General features: G+C 68.8%; 14 protein-coding genes. 10 read left to right on the top strand and 4 right to left on the bottom strand.

Annotated features, from left to right (window positions below):
- Nucleotides 1-68: 68 nt before the first annotated feature.
- The 8 genes from rpoB to tuf all read left to right on the top strand — a co-directional run bounded on the left by rpoB (nucleotide 69) and on the right by tuf (nucleotide 13,654).
- Complete coding sequence (gene rpoB / locus ACFYW1_RS14540) at nucleotides 69-3,554, top strand: DNA-directed RNA polymerase subunit beta (protein WP_388991467.1); 3,486 nt, start codon at nucleotides 69-71, stop codon at nucleotides 3,552-3,554.
- 129 nt (nucleotides 3,555-3,683) lie between these two features.
- A complete protein-coding gene (locus ACFYW1_RS14535; RefSeq protein ID WP_388991465.1) occupies nucleotides 3,684-7,598 on the top strand; it encodes a DNA-directed RNA polymerase subunit beta' in 3,915 nt (1,304 codons plus the stop codon).
- A 266-nt stretch (nucleotides 7,599-7,864) separates the two neighbouring features.
- Nucleotides 7,865-8,524 (top strand): hypothetical protein, encoded by a 660-nt coding sequence (locus ACFYW1_RS14530; RefSeq protein WP_388991463.1) that lies wholly within the window; start codon nucleotides 7,865-7,867, stop codon nucleotides 8,522-8,524.
- A gap of 11 nt (nucleotides 8,525-8,535) precedes the next feature.
- Nucleotides 8,536-8,976, top strand: a complete 441-nt coding sequence (locus ACFYW1_RS14525) for a hypothetical protein (RefSeq protein ID WP_388991461.1) — start codon at nucleotides 8,536-8,538, stop codon at nucleotides 8,974-8,976.
- A 313-nt stretch (nucleotides 8,977-9,289) separates the two neighbouring features.
- Nucleotides 9,290-9,661, top strand: coding sequence for a 30S ribosomal protein S12 (gene rpsL, locus ACFYW1_RS14520; protein WP_003948652.1), 372 nt, complete (start codon nucleotides 9,290-9,292; stop codon nucleotides 9,659-9,661).
- Between the two features lie 2 nt (nucleotides 9,662-9,663).
- The gene (gene rpsG / locus ACFYW1_RS14515) at nucleotides 9,664-10,134 is read left to right on the top strand and encodes a 30S ribosomal protein S7 (RefSeq protein ID WP_072485550.1); all 471 of its coding nucleotides are present in this window, start codon (nucleotides 9,664-9,666) and stop codon (nucleotides 10,132-10,134) included.
- A 38-nt stretch (nucleotides 10,135-10,172) separates the two neighbouring features.
- Complete coding sequence (gene fusA / locus ACFYW1_RS14510; RefSeq protein ID WP_388991458.1) at nucleotides 10,173-12,299, top strand: elongation factor G; 2,127 nt, start codon at nucleotides 10,173-10,175, stop codon at nucleotides 12,297-12,299.
- Nucleotides 12,300-12,460: 161 nt separating this feature from the next.
- Nucleotides 12,461-13,654, top strand: a complete 1,194-nt coding sequence (tuf, locus tag ACFYW1_RS14505) for an elongation factor Tu (RefSeq protein ID WP_388991456.1) — start codon at nucleotides 12,461-12,463, stop codon at nucleotides 13,652-13,654.
- Nucleotides 13,655-13,803: 149 nt separating this feature from the next.
- Here tuf and ACFYW1_RS14500 read toward each other — a convergent pair whose 3' ends face one another.
- The 3 genes from ACFYW1_RS14500 to ACFYW1_RS14490 form a co-directional block, all read right to left on the bottom strand.
- The gene (locus ACFYW1_RS14500; protein WP_388992104.1) at nucleotides 13,804-14,889 is read right to left on the bottom strand and encodes a MerR family transcriptional regulator; all 1,086 of its coding nucleotides are present in this window, start codon (nucleotides 14,887-14,889) and stop codon (nucleotides 13,804-13,806) included.
- A 935-nt stretch (nucleotides 14,890-15,824) separates the two neighbouring features.
- Nucleotides 15,825-16,550 carry a trypsin-like serine protease gene (locus tag ACFYW1_RS14495; protein ID WP_148838698.1) on the bottom strand — a complete coding sequence of 242 codons (726 nt, stop codon included), beginning with the start codon at nucleotides 16,548-16,550 and terminating at the stop codon, nucleotides 15,825-15,827.
- Nucleotides 16,551-16,698: 148 nt separating this feature from the next.
- On the bottom strand, nucleotides 16,699-18,711 hold the full coding sequence (locus tag ACFYW1_RS14490; RefSeq protein ID WP_388992100.1) for a PIG-L family deacetylase: 2,013 nt from the start codon (nucleotides 18,709-18,711) through the stop codon (nucleotides 16,699-16,701).
- A 419-nt stretch (nucleotides 18,712-19,130) separates the two neighbouring features.
- Here ACFYW1_RS14490 and ACFYW1_RS14485 point away from each other — a divergent pair, with 419 nt between their 5' ends.
- A complete protein-coding gene (locus tag ACFYW1_RS14485) occupies nucleotides 19,131-20,012 on the top strand; it encodes a helix-turn-helix domain-containing protein (RefSeq protein ID WP_388991453.1) in 882 nt (293 codons plus the stop codon).
- On the top strand, nucleotides 20,009-20,218 hold the full coding sequence (locus ACFYW1_RS14480) for a DUF397 domain-containing protein (RefSeq protein WP_388991451.1): 210 nt from the start codon (nucleotides 20,009-20,011) through the stop codon (nucleotides 20,216-20,218). Before ACFYW1_RS14485 ends, ACFYW1_RS14480 begins: the two co-directional genes overlap by 4 nt.
- A gap of 25 nt (nucleotides 20,219-20,243) precedes the next feature.
- On the opposite strand, the gene ACFYW1_RS14475 is transcribed toward ACFYW1_RS14480, so the two are convergent.
- Nucleotides 20,244-20,678, bottom strand: a complete 435-nt coding sequence (locus tag ACFYW1_RS14475; protein WP_388992097.1) for a GNAT family N-acetyltransferase — start codon at nucleotides 20,676-20,678, stop codon at nucleotides 20,244-20,246.
- Nucleotides 20,679-20,719: the final 41 nt, after the last annotated feature.

The raw sequence follows: 20,719 nt of genomic DNA, 5'->3' as shown, positions 1-20,719 counted from the left end.
ACTGTCTACGTGGCCGGCTTGGGACCGGTACGCGCGTAGTGAGTCCGAGCCCTCGGAAGGACCCCCTCTTGGCCGCCTCGCGCAACGCCTCGACCGCGAATACGAACAACGGTGCCAGCACCGCCCCGCTGCGCATCTCCTTTGCAAAGATCAAGGAGCCCCTCGAGGTTCCGAACCTCCTCGCGCTGCAGACCGAGAGCTTCGACTGGCTCCTCGGCAATGCCGCCTGGAAGGCTCGCGTCGAGGCTGCTCTGGACAGTGGACAAGACGTCCCCACCAAGTCCGGCCTGGAGGAAATCTTCGAGGAGATTTCCCCGATCGAGGACTTCTCCGGGTCGATGTCGCTTACGTTCCGCGACCACCGCTTCGAGCCCCCGAAGAACTCGATCGACGAGTGCAAGGAGCGCGACTTCACGTTCGCCGCCCCGCTCTTCGTCACGGCCGAGTTCACCAACAACGAGACCGGCGAGATCAAGTCCCAGACGGTCTTCATGGGCGACTTCCCGCTCATGACCAACAAGGGCACCTTCGTCATCAACGGCACCGAGCGTGTCGTCGTGTCGCAGCTGGTCCGTTCGCCGGGTGTCTACTTCGACTCCTCCATCGACAAGACGTCCGACAAGGACATCTTCTCCGCCAAGATCATCCCGTCCCGGGGTGCCTGGCTGGAGATGGAGATCGACAAGCGCGACATGGTCGGTGTGCGCATCGACCGCAAGCGCAAGCAGTCCGTGACCGTCCTCCTCAAGGCCCTCGGTTGGACGACCGAGCAGATCCTGGAGGAGTTCGGCGAGTACGAGTCCATGCGCGCCACCCTGGAGAAGGACCACACCCAGGGCCAGGACGACGCGCTGCTCGACATCTACCGCAAGCTCCGTCCGGGCGAGCCCCCCACGCGCGAGGCCGCCCAGACGCTGCTGGAGAACCTCTACTTCAACCCGAAGCGCTACGACCTGGCGAAGGTCGGCCGCTACAAGGTGAACAAGAAGCTCGGTGCGGACGAGCCGCTGGACGCCGGGGTCCTCACCACCGACGACGTCATCGCGACCATCAAGTACCTGGTCAAGCTGCACGCCGGTGAGACCGAGACGATCGGTGAGTCGGGCCGGGAGATCGTCGTCGAGACCGACGACATCGACCACTTCGGCAACCGCCGCCTGCGCAACGTCGGCGAGCTCATCCAGAACCAGGTCCGTACGGGTCTCGCCCGTATGGAGCGCGTCGTGCGCGAGCGCATGACCACCCAGGACGTCGAGGCGATCACGCCGCAGACCCTGATCAACATCCGGCCGGTCGTCGCCTCCATCAAGGAGTTCTTCGGCACCAGCCAGCTGTCCCAGTTCATGGACCAGAACAACCCGCTGTCGGGTCTGACGCACAAGCGTCGTCTCTCGGCGCTGGGCCCCGGTGGTCTGTCCCGTGAGCGGGCCGGCTTCGAGGTCCGAGACGTGCACCCGTCCCACTACGGACGCATGTGCCCGATCGAGACCCCCGAAGGCCCGAACATCGGTCTGATCGGTTCGCTCGCCTCGTACGGCCGCGTCAACGCGTTCGGCTTCATCGAGACGCCGTACCGCAAGGTCGTCGAGGGCCAGGTCACCGACGAGGTCGACTACATCACGGCCGACGAGGAGGACCGCTTCGTCATCGCCCAGGCGAACGCGACCCTCTCCGACGAGCTGCGCTTCACCGAGCCCCGCGTCCTGGTCCGCCGCCGCGGCGGCGAGGTCGACTACGTGCCGCCGGCCGAGGTCGACTACATGGACGTCTCGCCGCGCCAGATGGTGTCCGTCGCCACCGCGATGATCCCCTTCCTGGAGCACGACGACGCCAACCGTGCCCTCATGGGCGCGAACATGATGCGTCAGGCGGTGCCGCTGATTAAGTCGGAGGCCCCGCTCGTCGGCACCGGCATGGAGTACCGCTGCGCCACCGACGCCGGTGACGTGCTGAAGGCCGAGAAGGACGGTGTGGTCCAGGAGGTCTCCGCGGACTACATCACCGTCACCAACGACGACGGCACGTACACCACGTACCGCATCGCCAAGTTCTCGCGCTCCAACCAGGGCACCTCGGTCAACCAGAAGGTCGTCGTCTCCGAGGGCGACCGGGTCATCGAGGGCCAGGTCCTCGCCGACGGTCCGGCCACCGAGAACGGTGAGATGGCGCTCGGCAAGAACCTCCTCGTGGCGTTCATGCCGTGGGAGGGCCACAACTACGAGGACGCGATCATCCTGTCGCAGCGCCTCGTGCAGGACGACGTCCTCTCCTCGATCCACATCGAGGAGCACGAGGTCGACGCCCGTGACACCAAGCTCGGCCCGGAGGAGATCACCCGGGACATCCCGAACGTCTCCGAGGAGGTCCTCGCCGACCTCGACGAGCGCGGCATCATCCGGATCGGTGCCGAGGTCGTCGCCGGTGACATCCTCGTCGGCAAGGTCACGCCCAAGGGCGAGACCGAGCTGACCCCCGAGGAGCGCCTGCTCCGCGCGATCTTCGGTGAGAAGGCGCGCGAGGTGCGCGACACCTCGCTGAAGGTGCCGCACGGTGAGATCGGCAAGGTCATCGGCGTCCGCGTCTTCGACCGCGAGGAGGGCGACGAGCTGCCGCCCGGCGTGAACCAGCTGGTCCGCGTCTACGTCGCGCAGAAGCGCAAGATCACCGACGGTGACAAGCTCGCCGGCCGTCACGGCAACAAGGGCGTCATCTCGAAGATCCTGCCGATCGAGGACATGCCGTTCCTGGAGGACGGCACCCCGGTCGACATCATCCTCAACCCGCTGGGTGTCCCGTCCCGAATGAACCCGGGACAGGTCCTGGAGATCCACCTCGGCTGGCTCGCCAGCCGCGGCTGGGACGTCTCGGGCCTCGGTGACGAGTGGGCCAAGCGCCTGCAGGCCATCGGCGCCGACCAGGTCGCCCCCGGCACCAACGTCGCCACCCCGGTCTTCGACGGTGCGCGCGAGGACGAGATCTCCGGTCTCTTCAGCGCCACGATCCCCAACCGCGACGGCGACCGCCTGGTCCAGCCCTCCGGCAAGGCCAAGCTGTTCGACGGCCGCTCCGGCGAGCCGTTCCCGGACCCGGTCTCGGTCGGGTACATGTACATCCTCAAGCTGCACCACCTGGTCGACGACAAGCTCCACGCGCGTTCGACCGGGCCGTACTCCATGATCACCCAGCAGCCGCTCGGTGGTAAGGCCCAGTTCGGTGGACAGCGCTTCGGTGAGATGGAGGTGTGGGCCCTTGAGGCTTATGGCGCCGCATACGCCCTCCAGGAGCTCCTGACGATCAAGTCCGACGACGTGACCGGCCGCGTGAAGGTCTACGAGGCCATCGTCAAGGGCGAGAACATCCCCGAGCCCGGCATCCCCGAGTCCTTCAAGGTGCTCATCAAGGAAATGCAGTCGCTCTGCCTCAACGTGGAGGTGCTGTCCTCGGACGGCATGTCCATCGAGATGCGCGACACGGACGAGGACGTCTTCCGCGCGGCGGAGGAGCTCGGTATCGACCTGTCCCGGCGCGAGCCGAGCAGCGTCGAAGAGGTCTGACGGGTTGGCCGGCCGGATCCCAGTGATCCGGCCGGCTCTCCCCGGACCCGTTCAGACCATTGCTGAAGTGCCCCGTTTTCTCGCCTGACGCGAGGGGGCTCGAACCCCCGAAAGAGGGATTGACGACAAGTGCTCGACGTCAACTTCTTCGACGAGCTGCGGATCGGCCTTGCCACCGCGGACGACATCCGGACCTGGTCCCACGGCGAAGTGAAGAAGCCGGAGACCATCAACTACCGCACCCTCAAGCCCGAAAAGGACGGACTCTTCTGCGAGAAGATCTTCGGTCCGACCCGGGACTGGGAGTGCTACTGCGGCAAGTACAAGCGTGTCCGCTTCAAGGGCATCATCTGTGAGCGCTGTGGCGTCGAGGTCACGCGCGCCAAGGTGCGCCGTGAGCGCATGGGACACATCGAGCTCGCCGCTCCTGTCACCCACATCTGGTACTTCAAGGGCGTCCCGTCGCGCCTGGGCTACCTCCTCGACCTCGCGCCGAAGGACCTGGAAAAGGTCATCTACTTCGCCGCGTACATGATCACCTTCGTGGACGAGGAGCGCCGCACCCGCGACCTGCCCTCGCTGGAGGCGCACGTCTCCGTCGAGCGCCAGCAGATCGAGAACCGCCGCGACGCCGACCTCGAAGCCCGCGCCAAGAAGCTCGAGACCGACCTGGCCGAGCTGGAGGCCGAGGGCGCCAAGGCCGACGTGCGCCGCAAGGTGCGCGAGGGCGCCGAGCGCGAGATGAAGCAGCTGCGCGACCGCGCGCAGCGCGAGATCGACCGCCTCGACGAGGTGTGGAGCCGCTTCAAGAACCTCAAGGTCCAGGACCTGGAGGGCGACGAGCTGCTCTACCGCGAGCTGCGTGACCGCTTCGGCACGTACTTCGACGGCTGCATGGGCGCCGCCGCCCTGCAGAAGCGCCTGGAGTCCTTCGACCTCGACGAGGAGGCCGAGCGCCTCCGCGAGATCATCCGCACCGGCAAGGGCCAGAAGAAGACCCGCGCGCTCAAGCGCCTCAAGGTCGTCTCCGCGTTCCTGCAGACCAGCAACAAGCCCAAGGGCATGGTGCTCGACTGCGTGCCGGTCATCCCGCCGGACCTGCGTCCGATGGTGCAGCTGGACGGTGGCCGCTTCGCGACCTCCGACCTGAACGACCTGTACCGCCGCGTGATCAACCGCAACAACCGCCTGAAGCGGCTTCTCGACCTCGGCGCGCCCGAGATCATCGTGAACAACGAGAAGCGCATGCTCCAGGAGGCCGTCGACGCGCTCTTCGACAACGGCCGTCGTGGCCGCCCGGTGACGGGCCCCGGCAACCGTCCGCTGAAGTCGCTGTCCGACATGCTCAAGGGCAAGCAGGGCCGTTTCCGTCAGAACCTGCTCGGCAAGCGCGTGGACTACTCCGCGCGTTCCGTGATCGTCGTCGGTCCGCAGCTCAAGCTGCACCAGTGCGGTCTGCCGAAGGCCATGGCGCTGGAGCTCTTCAAGCCGTTCGTGATGAAGCGCCTGGTCGACCTGAACCACGCGCAGAACATCAAGTCGGCCAAGCGCATGGTCGAGCGCGGCCGCACCGTGGTGTACGACGTCCTCGAAGAGGTCATCGCCGAGCACCCGGTGCTGCTGAACCGTGCGCCCACGCTGCACCGCCTCGGCATCCAGGCCTTCGAGCCGCAGCTGGTCGAGGGCAAGGCCATCCAGATCCACCCGCTCGTCTGCACCGCGTTCAACGCGGACTTCGACGGTGACCAGATGGCCGTCCACCTGCCGCTCTCCGCGGAGGCGCAGGCCGAGGCCCGCATCCTGATGCTGTCCTCGAACAACATTCTGAAGCCGGCCGACGGCCGTCCCGTCACCATGCCGACCCAGGACATGGTGCTGGGCCTGTTCTTCCTCACCACGGACGAGGAGGAGCGCAACGTCATCGGACAGGACCGCTCCTTCGGCTCCACGGCCGAGGCGATCATGGCCTTCGACGCCCGCGAGCTGTCGCTCCAGGCGAAGGTCGACATCCGCTTCCCGGTGGGCACCATCCCGCCGCGCGGCTGGGTGCCGCCGGTCTCCGAGGAAGGGGACGACGGCGTCGGGGAGCGCGAGTTCCAGCCGGGCGACTCGTTCCGGCTGCGGACCTCCCTGGGCCGCGCGCTCTTCAACGAGCTGCTGCCCGAGGACTACCCGTTCGTCGACTACTCGGTCGGCAAGAAGCAGCTCTCCGAGATCGTCAACGACCTCGCCGAGCGCTACCCCAAGGTCATCGTGGCGGCGACGCTCGACAACCTGAAGGCGGCCGGCTTCCACTGGGCGACCCGCTCCGGCGTCACCGTGGCCATCTCCGACGTCGTGGTCCCCGAGGCCAAGAAGGAGATCGTCGCCGGTTACGAGGCGCAGGACGAGAAGGTCCAGAAGCAGTACGAGCGCGGTCTGATCACCAAGGACGAGCGCACGCAGGAACTCATCGCGATCTGGACCAAGGCGACCAACGAGGTCGCCGAGGCGATGAACGCGAACTTCCCCAAGACGAACCCCATCTTCATGATGGTTGACTCGGGTGCCCGAGGAAACATGATGCAGATGCGTCAGATCGCCGGTATGCGTGGTCTGGTGTCCAACGCCAAGAACGAGACGATCCCGCGTCCCATCAAGGCGTCCTTCCGTGAGGGCCTCACCGTTCTGGAGTACTTCATCTCCACGCACGGTGCCCGTAAGGGTCTGGCGGACACCGCCCTGCGTACCGCCGACTCGGGTTACCTGACCCGTCGTCTGGTGGACGTCTCGCAGGACGTGATCATCCGCGAGGAGGACTGCGGCACCGACCGCGGCCTGAAGCTGAAGATCGCCGAGAAGGGCGCCGACGGCGTGCTCCGCAAGACGGAGGACGTCGAGACCTCGGTCTACGCCCGCATGCTCGCCGAGGACGTCGTCGTCGACGGCAAGGTCATCGCGCCCGCCAACGTCGACCTCGGTGACGTGCTCATCGACCAGCTGGTCATGCACGGCGTCGAGGAGGTCAAGACCCGCTCGGTCCTGACCTGCGAGTCCGCGGTCGGCACCTGTGCCTTCTGCTACGGACGCTCGCTCGCCACCGGCAAGCTGGTCGACATCGGTGAGGCGGTCGGCATCATCGCCGCCCAGTCCATCGGTGAGCCCGGTACCCAGCTGACGATGCGTACCTTCCACACCGGTGGTGTGGCCGGTGACGACATCACCCAGGGTCTGCCCCGAGTCGTCGAGCTCTTCGAAGCCCGTACGCCCAAGGGTGTCGCCCCGATCTCGGAGGCGGCCGGCCGCGTCCGCATCGAGGAGACCGAGAAGACCAAGAAGATCGTCGTCACCCCGGACGACGGCAGCGACGAGACGGCGTTCCCGATCTCGAAGCGCGCCCGTCTGCTGGTGGGCGAGGGCGACCACGTCGAGGTGGGCCAGAAGCTCACCGTGGGTGCCACCAACCCGCACGACGTGCTCCGCATCCTCGGCCAGCGCGCGGTCCAGGTCCACCTGGTCGGCGAGGTCCAGAAGGTCTACAACTCGCAGGGCGTGTCGATCCACGACAAGCACATCGAGATCATCATCCGGCAGATGCTGCGCCGCGTGACGATCATCGAGTCCGGCGACGCGGAACTGCTGCCGGGCGAGCTCGTCGAGCGCTCGAAGTTCGAGACCGAGAACCGTCGTGTGGTCACCGAGGGCGGTCACCCCGCCTCCGGCCGTCCGCAGCTGATGGGTATCACCAAGGCCTCGCTGGCGACGGAATCCTGGCTGTCGGCCGCCTCCTTCCAGGAGACGACCCGAGTCCTGACGGACGCGGCGATCAACGCCAAGTCCGACAGCCTCATCGGCCTCAAGGAGAACGTCATCATCGGTAAGCTCATCCCGGCCGGTACGGGTCTGTCCCGCTACCGCAACATCCGGGTCGAGCCGACCGAGGAGGCCAAGGCCGCGATGTACTCGGCCGTCGGCTACGACGACATGGACTACTCGCCGTTCGGCACGGGCTCCGGCCAGGCCGTTCCGCTGGAGGACTACGACTACGGTCCGTACAACCAGTAGGCAGGTGCGAGTCGCCTGAACGAACCGGAGGGCGGCCACCCCGTATCGCACGGGGTGGCCGCCCTCCGGCGTGCGTGTCGGTTCGGCGAAGTCGCGGTGTGTGCGGGGGCGCCCGGGTAAAGTCCGCTCTCGGCCGAGGGGCTCGACGGTTGAGCATGGGGGCGGGTTTGGAGACGGCACGTGTCTTCTTCGGTATGACGGCGGCGTTATCGGTGCCATGGGGGACAGGCTGGCAGCGGACTCGTCCGTGGTCGGCAGTTGCCTTCGTGGCCCTGTACGGCGTGTACACCATCGCTCCGTACGTGCACGAGCCGAGGTCCTGGTCGGCGTTGGCCACCGCCGTGCTGCTCGCCCACGGATCGGTTCTGCTCCATGGCGCGGCCGCGATGCCGCCGCCGGGCTTCTCGATCACGCTTCCCCTGACGGCGGGCTCCTCGCCGGCGACGAGACGTGCGGGTGCGGCCCTGCTGATCGTCGCCGCGCTGCTGTCGCTGTGGACGGCGGGTGGGACAACAGTCACCCTGGGCGGCGACCTGTTGCACAGTGACCGAGCGGCGATCTTTCTGTCGGCCCTTCTCCTCGCGGTGTTCGGCGGCGGATCTCTGGCCAAGGCGGCCACGGATCCGGTCCGTGCCGAAGTCGAGTCGATGCAGGACGGACCGGAAAAGACCAAGGCCCTGGATTTCATGAGCGGCAGCAAGAACATCGGATTGCTGGAGCGCGGACTTCTCTTCGCTTTCATTGCCGCCGGTCAGCCCGAAGCCGCCGCTCTGGTCCTGGCGGCCAAGTCGCTGGCACGCGTACCGACGAACGACCACGGCAAGCACGCCTCGGAATACTTCCTCATCGGTACGCTGGCCAGTGTCATCGCGTCCCTGGCGATGGGCATGGCCGCTCGCTCCGCGGTTGGGCTGCCCGTCCTCTAGGAGGAGGGCCTTTGGACCTGACCGAACATCCATTTGTCCGGAAGCTCCTGTCCCTCGACCTGGCACTCGGCGACTATGTCGTCGCGGGCAGCGGTCCCATGCTGGCGCATGGGCTCAGGAAGACCGTGGGGGACCTGGACGTCGTGGCCAGGGGGGCGGCCTGGAAGACGGCAGCCGGCCTGGCCGACCCCGTTCCGGCACCGTCCGGGCACGGCCATATGGTGCTGCTCTTCGACGGTTGCCTGGAAGTGTTCGACCGCTGGCTGCCCGGCTCCGCAGGGCCCGACGAACTGATCGAGACAGCCGAGTTCATCCAGGGCATACCGTTCTGCCCGCTCGTCGAGGTGGCCTCCTGGAAGAGGAGATCCAATCGCTGGAAGGACCGAGAGGATCTCGTCTTGATTCAGAACTATTTGAACGACCACGGGCTGAAGAGCGGGCAGGGGGATTGATTCCAGGCGAATACCTCGGCCCGAAGGTGCGGCAAAGGCTGCCGTGGAGACGGATCAGGACCTCGGCGTGTTCCGGTGGACAGCATTTGTTTTGACCGGAGTCGGTGAGGTAGGTACGCTCAGACCTTGTGCCTGGGGTGTGCCTGGGCTCGTGTGCGTGTCCTCAACCGCATGGCGAGTCCGTCAGGGGCCACCGTGATCTGCGCTGCCTCTGCCTTGCGGCAGGAGTCCGCAGCATTCGACACACCCGACCGCGTGGGTCGGTGACGTTCCAGGTTAGTTTCACGAACGGCACACAGAAACCGGAGAAGTAGTGCCTACGATCCAGCAGCTGGTCCGGAAGGGCCGGCAGGACAAGGTCGAGAAGAACAAGACGCCCGCACTCGAGGGTTCGCCCCAGCGCCGCGGCGTCTGCACGCGTGTGTTCACGACCACCCCGAAGAAGCCGAACTCGGCACTCCGTAAGGTCGCGCGTGTGCGTCTGACCTCCGGTATCGAGGTCACGGCCTACATCCCGGGTGAGGGGCACAACCTGCAGGAGCACTCCATCGTGCTCGTGCGTGGTGGCCGTGTGAAGGACCTGCCGGGTGTTCGTTACAAGATCATCCGCGGTTCGCTCGACACCCAGGGTGTCAAGAACCGCAAGCAGGCCCGCAGCCGCTACGGCGCCAAGAAGGAGAAGTAAGAATGCCTCGTAAGGGCCCCGCCCCGAAGCGCCCGGTCATCATCGACCCGGTCTACAACTCTCCTCTTGTCACCTCGCTGATCAACAAGATCCTGCTGGACGGCAAGCGTTCCACCGCCGAGCGGATCGTGTACGGCGCCATGGAGGGCCTCCGCGAGAAGACCGGCAACGACCCGGTCATCACGCTGAAGCGCGCGCTTGAGAACGTCAAGCCCTCGCTCGAGGTCAAGTCCCGCCGTGTCGGTGGCGCCACCTACCAGGTGCCGATCGAGGTCAAGCCCGGTCGCGCCTCCACCCTCGCGCTGCGCTGGCTCGTGGGTTACTCCCGCGCCCGCCGCGAGAAGACCATGACCGAGCGCCTCATGAACGAGCTGCTCGACGCCTCCAACGGTCTTGGCGCTGCCGTCAAGAAGCGTGAGGACACCCACAAGATGGCCGAGTCCAACAAGGCCTTCGCGCACTACCGCTGGTAGTCGCTACCCACATCGAGACCGAGAGAAGACTGAGCCTTATGGCCACCACTTCGCTTGACCTGGCCAAGGTCCGCAACATTGGGATCATGGCCCACATCGACGCGGGCAAGACGACCACCACCGAGCGGATCCTGTTCTACACCGGCGTTTCGTACAAGATCGGTGAAGTCCACGACGGCGCTGCCACGATGGACTGGATGGAGCAGGAGCAGGAGCGCGGCATCACGATCACGTCCGCCGCGACGACCTGCCACTGGCCGCTCAATGATGTTGACCACACCATCAACATCATCGACACCCCGGGTCACGTCGACTTCACCGTCGAGGTGGAGCGTTCGCTCCGCGTCCTCGACGGCGCCGTCACCGTGTTCGACGGTGTCGCGGGCGTCGAGCCGCAGTCCGAGACCGTTTGGCGTCAGGCGGACCGCTACGGCGTGCCGCGCATCTGCTTCGTCAACAAGCTCGACCGCACCGGTGCCAGCTTCTTCCGCTGCGTCGAGATGATCACGGACCGCCTCGGTGCGACCCCGATCGTCATGCAGCTCCCGATCGGTGCCGAGGCCGACTTCACCGGCGTCGTCGACCTCGTGACGATGAAGGCGTTCGTCTACCCCGCGGAAGCCACCAAGGGCGAGGCGTACGACATCGTCGACATCCCCGCGGAGCTCGCGGAGCAGGCCGAGGAGTACCGGGCCAAGCTCCTCGAGGCCGCCGCGGAGAACGACGAGGCGCTCATGGAGCTCTACCTGGAGGGCGAAGAGCCTTCCGTGGAGCAGCTCTACGAGGGCATCCGTCGCATCACCATCAACTCCGGCAAGGGCGGCGAGACGACCGTCACCCCGGTGTTCTGCGGCACCGCGTTCAAGAACAAGGGCGTTCAGCCCCTGCTCGACGCCGTCGTGCGCTACCTCCCCTCGCCCCTGGACGTCGAGGCCATCGAGGGCCAGGACGTCAAGGACGCCGAGGTCGTCGTCAAGCGCAAGCCGTCCGACGAGGAGCCCCTCGCGGCGCTGGCGTTCAAGATCATGAGCGACCCGCACCTCGGCAAGCTCACCTTCGTCCGGGTCTACTCGGGCCGCCTGGAGTCCGGCACCTCGGTGCTGAACTCCGTCAAGGGCAAGAGGGAGCGCATCGGCAAGATCTACCGCATGCACGCGAACAAGCGTGAGGAGATCGAGTCGGTGGGCGCCGGCGACATCATCGCCGTCATGGGCCTGAAGCAGACCACCACCGGTGAGACGCTCTGCGACGAGAAGAACCCGGTGATCCTGGAGTCCATGGACTTCCCGGCGCCGGTCATCGAGGTCGCGATCGAGCCGAAGTCCAAGGGCGACCAGGAGAAGCTGGGTGTTGCCATCCAGCGTCTCTCCGAGGAGGACCCCTCCTTCCAGGTGCACACCAACGAGGAGACCGGCCAGACCGTCATCGGCGGTATGGGCGAGCTTCACCTCGAGGTGCTCGTCGACCGCATGAAGCGCGAGTTCCGCGTCGAGGCGAACGTCGGCAAGCCGCAGGTCGCGTACCGCGAGACGATCCGCAAGGCCGTCGAGCGCGTGGACTACACCCACAAGAAGCAGACCGGTGGTACCGGTCAGTTCGCCAAGGTGCAGATCGCGATCGAGCCCATCGAGGGCGGCGAGGCGGCGTACGAGTTCGTCAACAAGGTCACCGGTGGCCGCATCCCCCGGGAGTACATCCCGTCGGTGGACGCGGGTGCCCAGGAAGCCATGCAGTTCGGCATCCTGGCCGGCTACGAGATGACGGGCGTTCGCGTCATTCTTCTCGACGGTGGCTACCACGAGGTCGACTCCTCCGAGCTGGCCTTCAAGATCGCCGGTTCGCAGGCCTTCAAGGAGGCCGCGCGGAAGGCGTCCCCGGTTCTTCTCGAGCCGATGATGGCCGTCGAGGTCACCACGCCCGAGGACTACATGGGTGACGTCATCGGCGACATCAACTCCCGCCGTGGCCAGATCCAGGCCATGGAGGAGCGCAGCGGCGCTCGCGTCGTGAAGGGCCTCGTGCCCCTCTCGGAGATGTTCGGCTACGTCGGAGACCTCCGCAGCAAGACCTCGGGTCGCGCAAGCTACTCGATGCAGTTCGACTCCTACGCCGAGGTTCCGCGGAACGTCGCCGAGGAGATCATCGCGAAGGCCAAGGGCGAGTAACTCTCCCGAGCTCACGCTTTAGGCTTGTCACCGGAGCCTGGTGGGGCATTCCTCGCAGAGCGAAGGCAATGTGTTGAATGCCCCCGGCCCCGGCATCCCAGCAAAGATCACCCTGGCGCCGATGAAGCAAGGCGTACAGAACCACTCCACAGGAGGACCCAGTGGCGAAGGCGAAGTTCGAGCGGACTAAGCCGCACGTCAACATCGGCACCATCGGTCACATCGACCACGGTAAGACGACCCTCACGGCCGCCATTACCAAGGTGCTGCACGACGCGTACCCGGACCTGAACGAGGCCTCGGCCTTCGACCAGATCGACAAGGCTCCCGAGGAGCGCCAGCGCGGTATCACCATCTCGATCGCGCACGTCGAGTACCAGACGGAGTCGCGTCACTACGCGCACGTCGACTGCCCGGGTCACGCGGACTACATCAAGAACATGATCACCGGTGCCGCGCAGATGGACGGCGCCATCCTCGTGGTCGCCGCCACCGACGGCCCGATGCCGCAGACCAAGGAGCACGTGCTCCTGGCCCGCCAGGTCGGCGTTCCGTACATCGTCGTCGCCCTGAACAAGGCCGACATGGTGGACGACGAGGAGATCCTGGAGCTCGTCGAGCTCGAGGTCCGTGAGCTGCTCTCCGAGTACGAGTTCCCGGGCGACGACGTTCCGGTCGTCAAGGTCTCGGCGCTCAAGGCCCTCGAGGGCGACAAGGAGTGGGGCCAGTCGGTCCTCGACCTGATGGCCGCCGTCGACGAGGCGATCCCGCAGCCCGAGCGTGACGTCGACAAGCCGTTCCTGATGCCGATCGAGGACGTCTTCACGATCACCGGTCGTGGCACCGTCGTCACCGGTCGTATCGAGCGTGGTGTCCTCAAGGTCAACGAGACCGTCGACATCGTCGGTATCAAGAACGAGAAGACCACCACCACGGTCACCGGCATCGAGATGTTCCGCAAGCTGCTCGACGAGGGCCAGGCCGGTGAGAACGTCGGTCTGCTCCTCCGTGGCATCAAGCGCGAGGACGTCGAGCGCGGCCAGGTCATCATCAAGCCCGGTTCGGTCACGCCGCACACCGAGTTCGAGGCCCAGGCCTACATCCTGTCGAAGGACGAGGGTGGCCGTCACACCCCGTTCTTCAACAACTACCGCCCGCAGTTCTACTTCCGTACCACGGACGTGACCGGCGTCGTGACCCTCCCCGAGGGCACCGAGATGGTCATGCCGGGCGACAACACCGTCATGTCGGTCCAGCTGATCCAGCCGGTCGCCATGGAGGAGGGCCTGAAGTTCGCCATCCGTGAGGGTGGCCGGACCGTGGGCGCCGGCCAGGTCACCAAGATCGTCAAGTAATTATTTGACCGTCTGACCTGGTTGCTCCGCACAGAGCACCAAGAAGGGCCCCGGCCCGCCGCGTGAGCGGTGGACCGGGGCCCTTCGGTGTGTGCGGGGGGTTTCTCGGTGTGTGAGGGGCTTTTCCGGTGTGGGTACGGGGCCCCTGGTCAGTTGTCCAGCCGGACGGGCATCAGCAGGGAGAAGGTGTCCTCGGAGTCGGTCCGGCGGATCGCGACGGGGGCGGTCGGCGTGCCCAGCTCCAGGACCAGCCGGTCGCGGGCCCCGGCGGCGAGGGCGTGCAGCAGGAACTCCCGGTTGAGGGCGATCAGGTCGTCCCGGTGGCCGTCGGCGTCCTCGTGGACGGCCACGGTGCCCTCGTCGGTCGGTGCGAGCAGGGTGAGCCCGCCGCCCGGTCCGTCCTGTTCGCCGGCCGGGTCCGTACGGACGGGGCCGTTCTCGACGGCCTGCCGGAGGGCCGGGACGTCGACGGTCACGCGGCGCCCGGCCGGCAGGCGGACGAGGCGGCGGTAGTCGGGGAAGCCGTGATCGAGGCACTGGCCCGCCACCTGGCGGTCGCCCGCCTCCAGGGCCACCCGGTCGCCGTCCACGGTGAGGCGGGTGTCCGCGCCGTCGGTGAGCAGCGCCCGCATGGCGTCGACGAGCGGGGACGGTACGACGATCTGCACGCCGGGGCCCTCGTGCCCGGTCGTGCCGGTGTGTGCGACGGCCAGCCGGTAGCGGTCGGTGGCCACGACCCGGAGCCCGTCGTCCTCGAAGTCGAACAGGACGCCGTGAAGCATGGGGAGCTCGGGGTCGGTGCCGGCGGCGAAGCGGACCGCGTCCAGGGCGGCGGCCAGCCCGGGGCCGGAAACGGCCGATCGGAGCGTTGTGGTGCGGAGCGAGGCCATGGGGTTCTCCCTGCGTTCGAGTACGGCTCGGATCCTGGAGAACTCGGCACGGGCATCGGACAGACCTGTTTCGAGCCGGTGCAGATGCGTCCGCATCAGCGTCCGGATCAGCTCGGTGTCGGCGGCGGACCACCCGGCCAGCACCAGCCGGATGTCCGCCAGCGGCATACCGGTCCGGCGCAGCCCGGCCAGCAGCACGGCCTCCGCGAGCTGCTCGGGCCCGTACCAGCGGTAGCCGCTGTCCGGGTCCACCCGGGCCGGGACCAGCACGCCGGCCCCGTCGTAGAACCGCAGGGCACTCACGCCCAGTCCGCTGTCACGGGCCATCTCGCCGATGCTGCGCATGTCGATCTCCACGTCCGGAACTCTGGGCCCTTGACCAGGTCGAGGGTCAACCCCGGTCGGGACCGGGGGCGGCGGGGGCCCCGGCCGGTTCCGGGACAGCCGATCAGGGCGCCGGACCCGGGGCGGGGCGTCGGGGCCCAGGGCCACCACCGGCCGCCCGTCCTTCCCCACGCGGAGCGCGGGTCCGTCCGACGCCGGCGGCCCCTGCCGCCGCACGACGGTCCCGTCCGGCGTACGCAGCCGGATCAGGCCCTTCGCGGTACGGCCGAGCAGCACCGGGCCGCGCGGCGTACGGGCCACGGCCACCGCACCGTACCCGTCGAGGCCCGGCAGGTCGACGGCCCGGTGCGCGGGGCCGCCGGGACCGGCCCCGGCCGCCGTCCGGCCGGTCCGTACGGTCGGCGGGGCGGCCTTCGCCGCCGCGCGGCGGAACAGCTCGACGGGGCCGTCCGCCCCGGGCAGCGCGGCCGGACCGCCCCCGGCGCCGGCACTCCGCCGATCCTGCCGGGTGCGCGAGGTCACCGCGGCGCCGGGCGCTGGAAACCGGGGCCGTCGGGTACCTGCTCAGGAGCGCCACCCCGCGCGGACCGCCGACGCCATCCGGCGGATCGCCGCGGGCGGCCGGGGAGCCGACCTCCGGATGCGAGGCGCCAGCCCGCCCACCGGACGGGAGGCCGAGGTCCTGCGGCCGGCCGCAGGGGGCACTCCCGGGAGATCGTCGCCGAGCTGTTCCTCGGCGTCGGCACTGTACGCGACCAGCTCTCGTCGACGGTCGGCAAGCTGCACGTCCGCATCCTCGTCGACGCGGTACGGATCGGGCGGGGCCAGGAGCGGGTGCGGGCCCCGGTACCTCGGAGCGGCGAGGTACCGGGGCCCTGCGGTTCACGGGGAGGGCGGGCCGGTCAGGTGCCCGCCGTCCCGGTCGGCGGCGTCGGTCAGACGCCCGCGATCGACTGGATCCAGGACCGGTACGCGGTGACGTTCGTGTACGCGGTCGTGGTCTGCCGGTCACTGGTGGAGGCGACGCCGACCTGGATGCCGTTCGCGGTCATCGGGCCGCCGGAGTCGCCGCCCGCGGTGATGCCGTTGCCGCGCCGGGCGCAGATCGCCGAGCCGCCGTACGCGTCACTGCAGCCGCCGGTGACCGTCACGTTGGCGACCTTCAGGTAGCGCGACTGGCAGTTGGCCTCGGAGCCGCACTGCGAGGTGGCGCCCCAGCCCCAGACCTGGACGCTCTGCCCGATGCTCACCGAGCCGGGCGAGCCGAGGCGGGAGTAGGTCGCCTGCACGGAACGGTCCAGGCGCACCAGTGCCAGGTCCGAGCCGTGCGTGTAGGTCTGGGTGCCGTTGGCGACCACACCGCCGCTGTGCTGGTCGAGGCTGCCGATGCGGAACGACAGGCCGCCGCCGGCGACGCAGTGCTTGGCGGTGAGGATCCAGGTGGGCGCGATGATCGTCGCCGAACAGGTCTCTCTGCCGTTCGAGAAGAGGCGGGCGGCCCAGGGGGCGTTGGTCGCCTGACCGCCGCCGATGATCTGGGTGGTGGGCGGCGGGGAGTCCTGGAGCGGAGGCTCCGGGGCGGCCGACGCGGACGGTGCGAAGAGGGCGAGGACACAGGCCGCTGCGGCGGCGGCAGCGGGCACGAGCCTGGATATACGCATGCTTCCTCGTTTCGCGCGACACGCTGGGGTTGGCGTGTCCATGGGGGATGGTGGGCAACAGGGTGCCGGAGCGCGACGAGGCAGAGGTACTAGCGTTTGGGAATAACACGGCCTTATGGAACGGCAGTTGGGGCGGATACGGCCGCCTCTACGGGCGCCACGCCCAGGGTGCGGCGTCCACCCCGAACCCCACGACGACCGGCCGCCCGTCAGCGCCGACGTGGAGCGCGGTGCCATCCAGGGCGACCGGCCCCCGCGACCGTACGGCGGAGCCCCCGGCGGTCCGCAGCCGGATGTGGCCCTCCGGGGTCCGGCCCAGCAGGACCGGGCCGCCCGGCGCGGCGGCGGCGGTCACCGGACCGTACCCCCCGAAGCGGGGCGCGGGGCCGCCGCCGGACCGTACGACGGCGAGCTCCGACCGTGCGGCAGGCCGGTAGTACAGCTCCACGGACCCGTCCGGCGCGGGGAGCGCGCCGGGGGCGTGCGCCGGTGTGGGAGCGTCCGTGAGCTGGGCACGGGCGGTGACGTCGGTGTCGGGGGAGTCCTGGGTCCAGTGGTGCACGGAGTGGTGCCCGGCCGCGTACACATGGACGCACCCCGCCGTGTCCACGACTGCGGTCAGCCCGTCCTGCACCTCGCCGCCGCCCAGATCGCGCCACTCGCTCCAGCGCCCCGACCCCGCGTCGCGCACCCGGGTGCTCAGCCCCTTCTCCGCGTTCCGTACGAAGAGGTGGACGCGGCCGTCCGGGGCCGCCACGGCGACGGGCACGCCGATCCGCCGCCCGTGGTCCGCTCCGGCGGAGGGGTTGCCGAGCCCGCGCCAGGCGCGGAAGGGGCCGCCCGGTGCGCCCTGCTCCAGCAGCACGATCTCGCGCTCGTTGTCCGAGCCGTGCCCGCCGAGCGCCGCGAACCGCAGCCCGAACAGCAGGTGTCGCCCGTCCGCCGTCGTCGCCGAGCCCAGCACCGGGGCGAGCGGACCGCCGCCGAGGTCGTCCGCTGCCTCGAAGAGCCCGCTGCCGGGCGCGCTCTCGCGCCACCGGGCCGCGCGCAGCCCCAGCACCCCGTACAGGGTGAGCCGGCCGTCCGCCCCGGCGGCGACCTGCGCTCGGGGGCCCGGGTGGCGGTGGTGGGTGGACCGCACCCAGCCCTTGCGGTTGGTCAGCGGCCGGTCGCCGCCCACGTTGTAGTCCCCGCAGCCCGCCGGGTTGCCGCACCGCCAGTCCACCGAGCCGCCGTAGGGCACCAGGTGCGAGGCCTTCTCGGCCAGCACCGCGGGCGGCAGGTTCTTCGGCCAGTGCCGGTTGTAGTACGCCCGGAACGACGTGGTGGTGAAGGCCGGTACCCCGTCGCCGTCCCGGGTGGACCGCGCCACCCACCGGATCAGCGCCGCCCAGGTGAACGACGCGGCGGCGGTGTGGTCGGGGTGGTCGGAGTAGCCCGGCTGCTCGCTGTCCCGGCGGCGGACGGCCTCGCTGCTGTGCTGGATGTCCGGGTCCGGGTCCAGGGTGTGCACGACGCTGGGCCGGTACCGGTCCAGGAGCCCGACCAGCACGTCGATCAGCCCGTCGTAGGTGTACGAGCCCGCCTTCGTCAGCGGGGAGTCGTCGGCGACGACGGTGCGCAGGACGAGCCGCCGGTCCTGCCAGAGACTGGGCAGCCCGAGGCGGCCGTACGAGGTGTGCATGGCGGTGTTGAGGAAGATCAGTTCGACCCTGCGGCCGCCGGAGGAGAGGGTGTTGATCTCGGCGCGGTGGCCGTCGTGCAGTTCGACGACGGACTTGTCCCACGCCGTGAACCGGTCGAGGCCGAGCAGGGTCGCGTACGCCTGGCGGAGCCCCTGGTGGCGGGACGAGGAGTACGCGGCCTTGTCGGGCGGGGGCAGCGGGCGGCCGGGTATTCGGTTGACGCCGTCGGCCTCGCCGCCGGTCAGATAGACGCAGACGAGGGGGTTACCGGCGTCGAGGGCCTGCTGGGTGTCCGGGTTCATGAAGTACAGGTCGTCGTCCGGGTGGGCGAGGAACTGCATCATCAGGGCCGGGTGCGAGGTGCTGATCGGCAGACCGGGCAGGGGGTCCGCGGCCGGGTCGCGGCGCCGGGGCGAGGAGGGCGCCGCGCAGGAGGTGAGGGCCGCGATCCCGGTCGCGCCGACCGCCGCCGTCATCAGGGTGCGCCGCGTCGTTCCCGTGCGGGATGCGCGCGACAAGGGTCGATCCGTCACACCGTGCTCCGTCCGTTCCCCCGCAGCGGGCGGTCGGGCGACCCTGTGCTGCGTGCCGATTCGCGTGCGGACCGCCGGAGGGGGGTGAGCGGTTGCCGCGGGGGGATAGACGAAGATCGACGGGGGAGGGTTGCCTGGTCCGGGCAGTGGGACGGGACACAGGCGGAATATCCGGTTCGGGTGACTTCTCGGACCATGTCTCCCGGCGCGACCGGGTCTCCGTACTGTGAGGGGCGATGAGCCCTGCGCGTACGGGAGTTGTCCGGGGCTCGCCCGGTGTTGTCCGGGCTGTCCGGGGTGACGTGCGGGGGACACCAGGGGTTGGGTCAGGAACGGTGGGCGCGGTCGGAAGCGGGGCACGGATGAGCGTGGACGGAGTCGGTACGGAGCGGAGCGGTGACGGCGGGGCGGACGAGCCGGGCTGGGACGTCGATCCCGACGACGAGTCGGGCGTCGCGGTGGTCGCCGCCGTGGGGCGGCAGATCAAGGCCTGGCGGGAGGCCGCGGGGCTGCGGGCCGGCGAGTTCGGCGCGGCGATGGGGTACGGGGAGGACCTGGTCTACAAGGTGGAGGGTGGACGGCGGATCCCCCGACCGGAGTTCCTGGACAAGGCGGACGAGGTGCTGGGGGCGGGCGGGAAGATCGCCGCGATGAAGCAGGACGTGGCGGAGGTCCGGTACCCGAAGAAGATCCGGGATCTGGCGAAGCTGGAGGCGAAAGCGGTTGAGCTGGAGGCCTACCACAACCACAACATCAATGGCCTTCTGCAGACCGAGGAACACATGCGGGCTCTGTTCGCATCGTGGCTCCCCGCCTACACGGTGGATGAGATGGAGCGTGTGGTGGCCGCCCGCACGGCACGCCAGTCGATCTTCGAGCGGGCTTCCCTCCCCGCGCTCAGTTTCGTACAGGAAGAGGTGACGCTCCGCCGTCCGGTCGGCGGCAGGACGGTGTGGCGCCGACAGCTTGAACACCTCCTGGAATTGGGGCAGTTGCGGAACGTGTCGATCCAGGTGCTGCCGACCCTGTGCGAGGAGCACCCCGGGACGGGCGGGCTGATCGAGGTGTTGAGATTCCCCGACGGCACCGCCGTGGGCCGTTCCGAGGGAGCGTTCAGCGGCCGTCCGGTCTCCGATCCGAAGCAGCTCAGGATCCTTGAGATGCGCTATGGGATGATCCGGGCCCAGGCGCTGACGCCACGGGAATCGCCGGCCTTCATCGAAAAACTGCTGGGGGAGACATGATCCGGAAGACCTCTGTCGGGAACGGCTCCGAATCGGCGTGGTTCAGGAGCAGCTACAGCAGCAGTGGCGACGGGAACGACTGCGTCGAGGTCGCGTCCGCCCCGGGGGCGGTGCGGGTCCGTGACTCCAAGGACTGCCAGGGGCCCCGGCTCTCCTTCACGGCGGGGGCGTGGGAAGGCTTCGTCTCGTACGTCTGCGGCAGCTGAGCGGTTCTTCGGGGCCCGGAACGGATCAGGCCGGGCGGGTCGGCGGCCGGACCATGAACACGTCGATCGGGTCCCGCCGCTCCTCGGTGAAGCCGTGACGCTCGTAGAGCGCGCGGGCGGCGCTGCCCCGGAGCACGTCCAGGCGGACGGTCGCGCCCTCCTCGTCGGCCCGCGCGAGCAGCGGACGGAGCACGGCGGTGCCGATGCCGTGCCCCTGGAGGGTGGGGGAAAGGTAGAAGTTCTCCAGCCACAGCCCGCCCCCGACCGGGCGCAGGGTGACCGAGCCCGCGAGGGCGCCGTCCACGACCACGATCGAGGTGTGTTCCGGTGCGTAGCAGTCCCGCAACCGCTGCCGCACCCGATGCTCGTCGTAGCGCCCGAGCCGCTCCAGGTCGGGACGCATCACGACGGCCCGCAGCTCGGCCAGCTCCTCGACGTCCCCGGGTCGCGCGGGGCGCAGGGACCAGGCCGTGGCGGTGGTGCTCGTGGACGGATACCCGC

It is taken from the genome of Streptomyces sp. NPDC002669 (genome assembly GCF_042889165.1).
In the GTDB taxonomy this organism is placed as follows: domain Bacteria; phylum Actinomycetota; class Actinomycetes; order Streptomycetales; family Streptomycetaceae; genus Streptomyces.
The sequence above is the reverse complement of the archived record's forward strand: the minus strand, read 5'-3'. Positions and strand labels throughout refer to the sequence as shown.

Bases quoted from the DNA above. Each gene is read 5' to 3' on its own strand.
- rpsG (WP_072485550.1), top strand. From the start codon at position 9,664: ATGCCTCGTAAGGGCCCCGCCCCGAAGCGCCCGGTCATCATCGACCCG.
- fusA (WP_388991458.1), top strand. From the start codon at position 10,173: ATGGCCACCACTTCGCTTGACCTGGCCAAGGTCCGCAACATTGGGATC.
- ACFYW1_RS14500 (WP_388992104.1), bottom strand. From the start codon at position 14,889: ATGCGCAGCATCGGCGAGATGGCCCGTGACAGCGGACTGGGCGTGAGT.
- ACFYW1_RS14495 (WP_148838698.1), bottom strand. From the start codon at position 16,550: ATGCGTATATCCAGGCTCGTGCCCGCTGCCGCCGCCGCAGCGGCCTGT.
- ACFYW1_RS14490 (WP_388992100.1), bottom strand. From the start codon at position 18,711: ATGACGGCGGCGGTCGGCGCGACCGGGATCGCGGCCCTCACCTCCTGC.
- ACFYW1_RS14485 (WP_388991453.1), top strand. From the start codon at position 19,131: ATGAGCGTGGACGGAGTCGGTACGGAGCGGAGCGGTGACGGCGGGGCG.
- ACFYW1_RS14480 (WP_388991451.1), top strand. From the start codon at position 20,009: ATGATCCGGAAGACCTCTGTCGGGAACGGCTCCGAATCGGCGTGGTTC.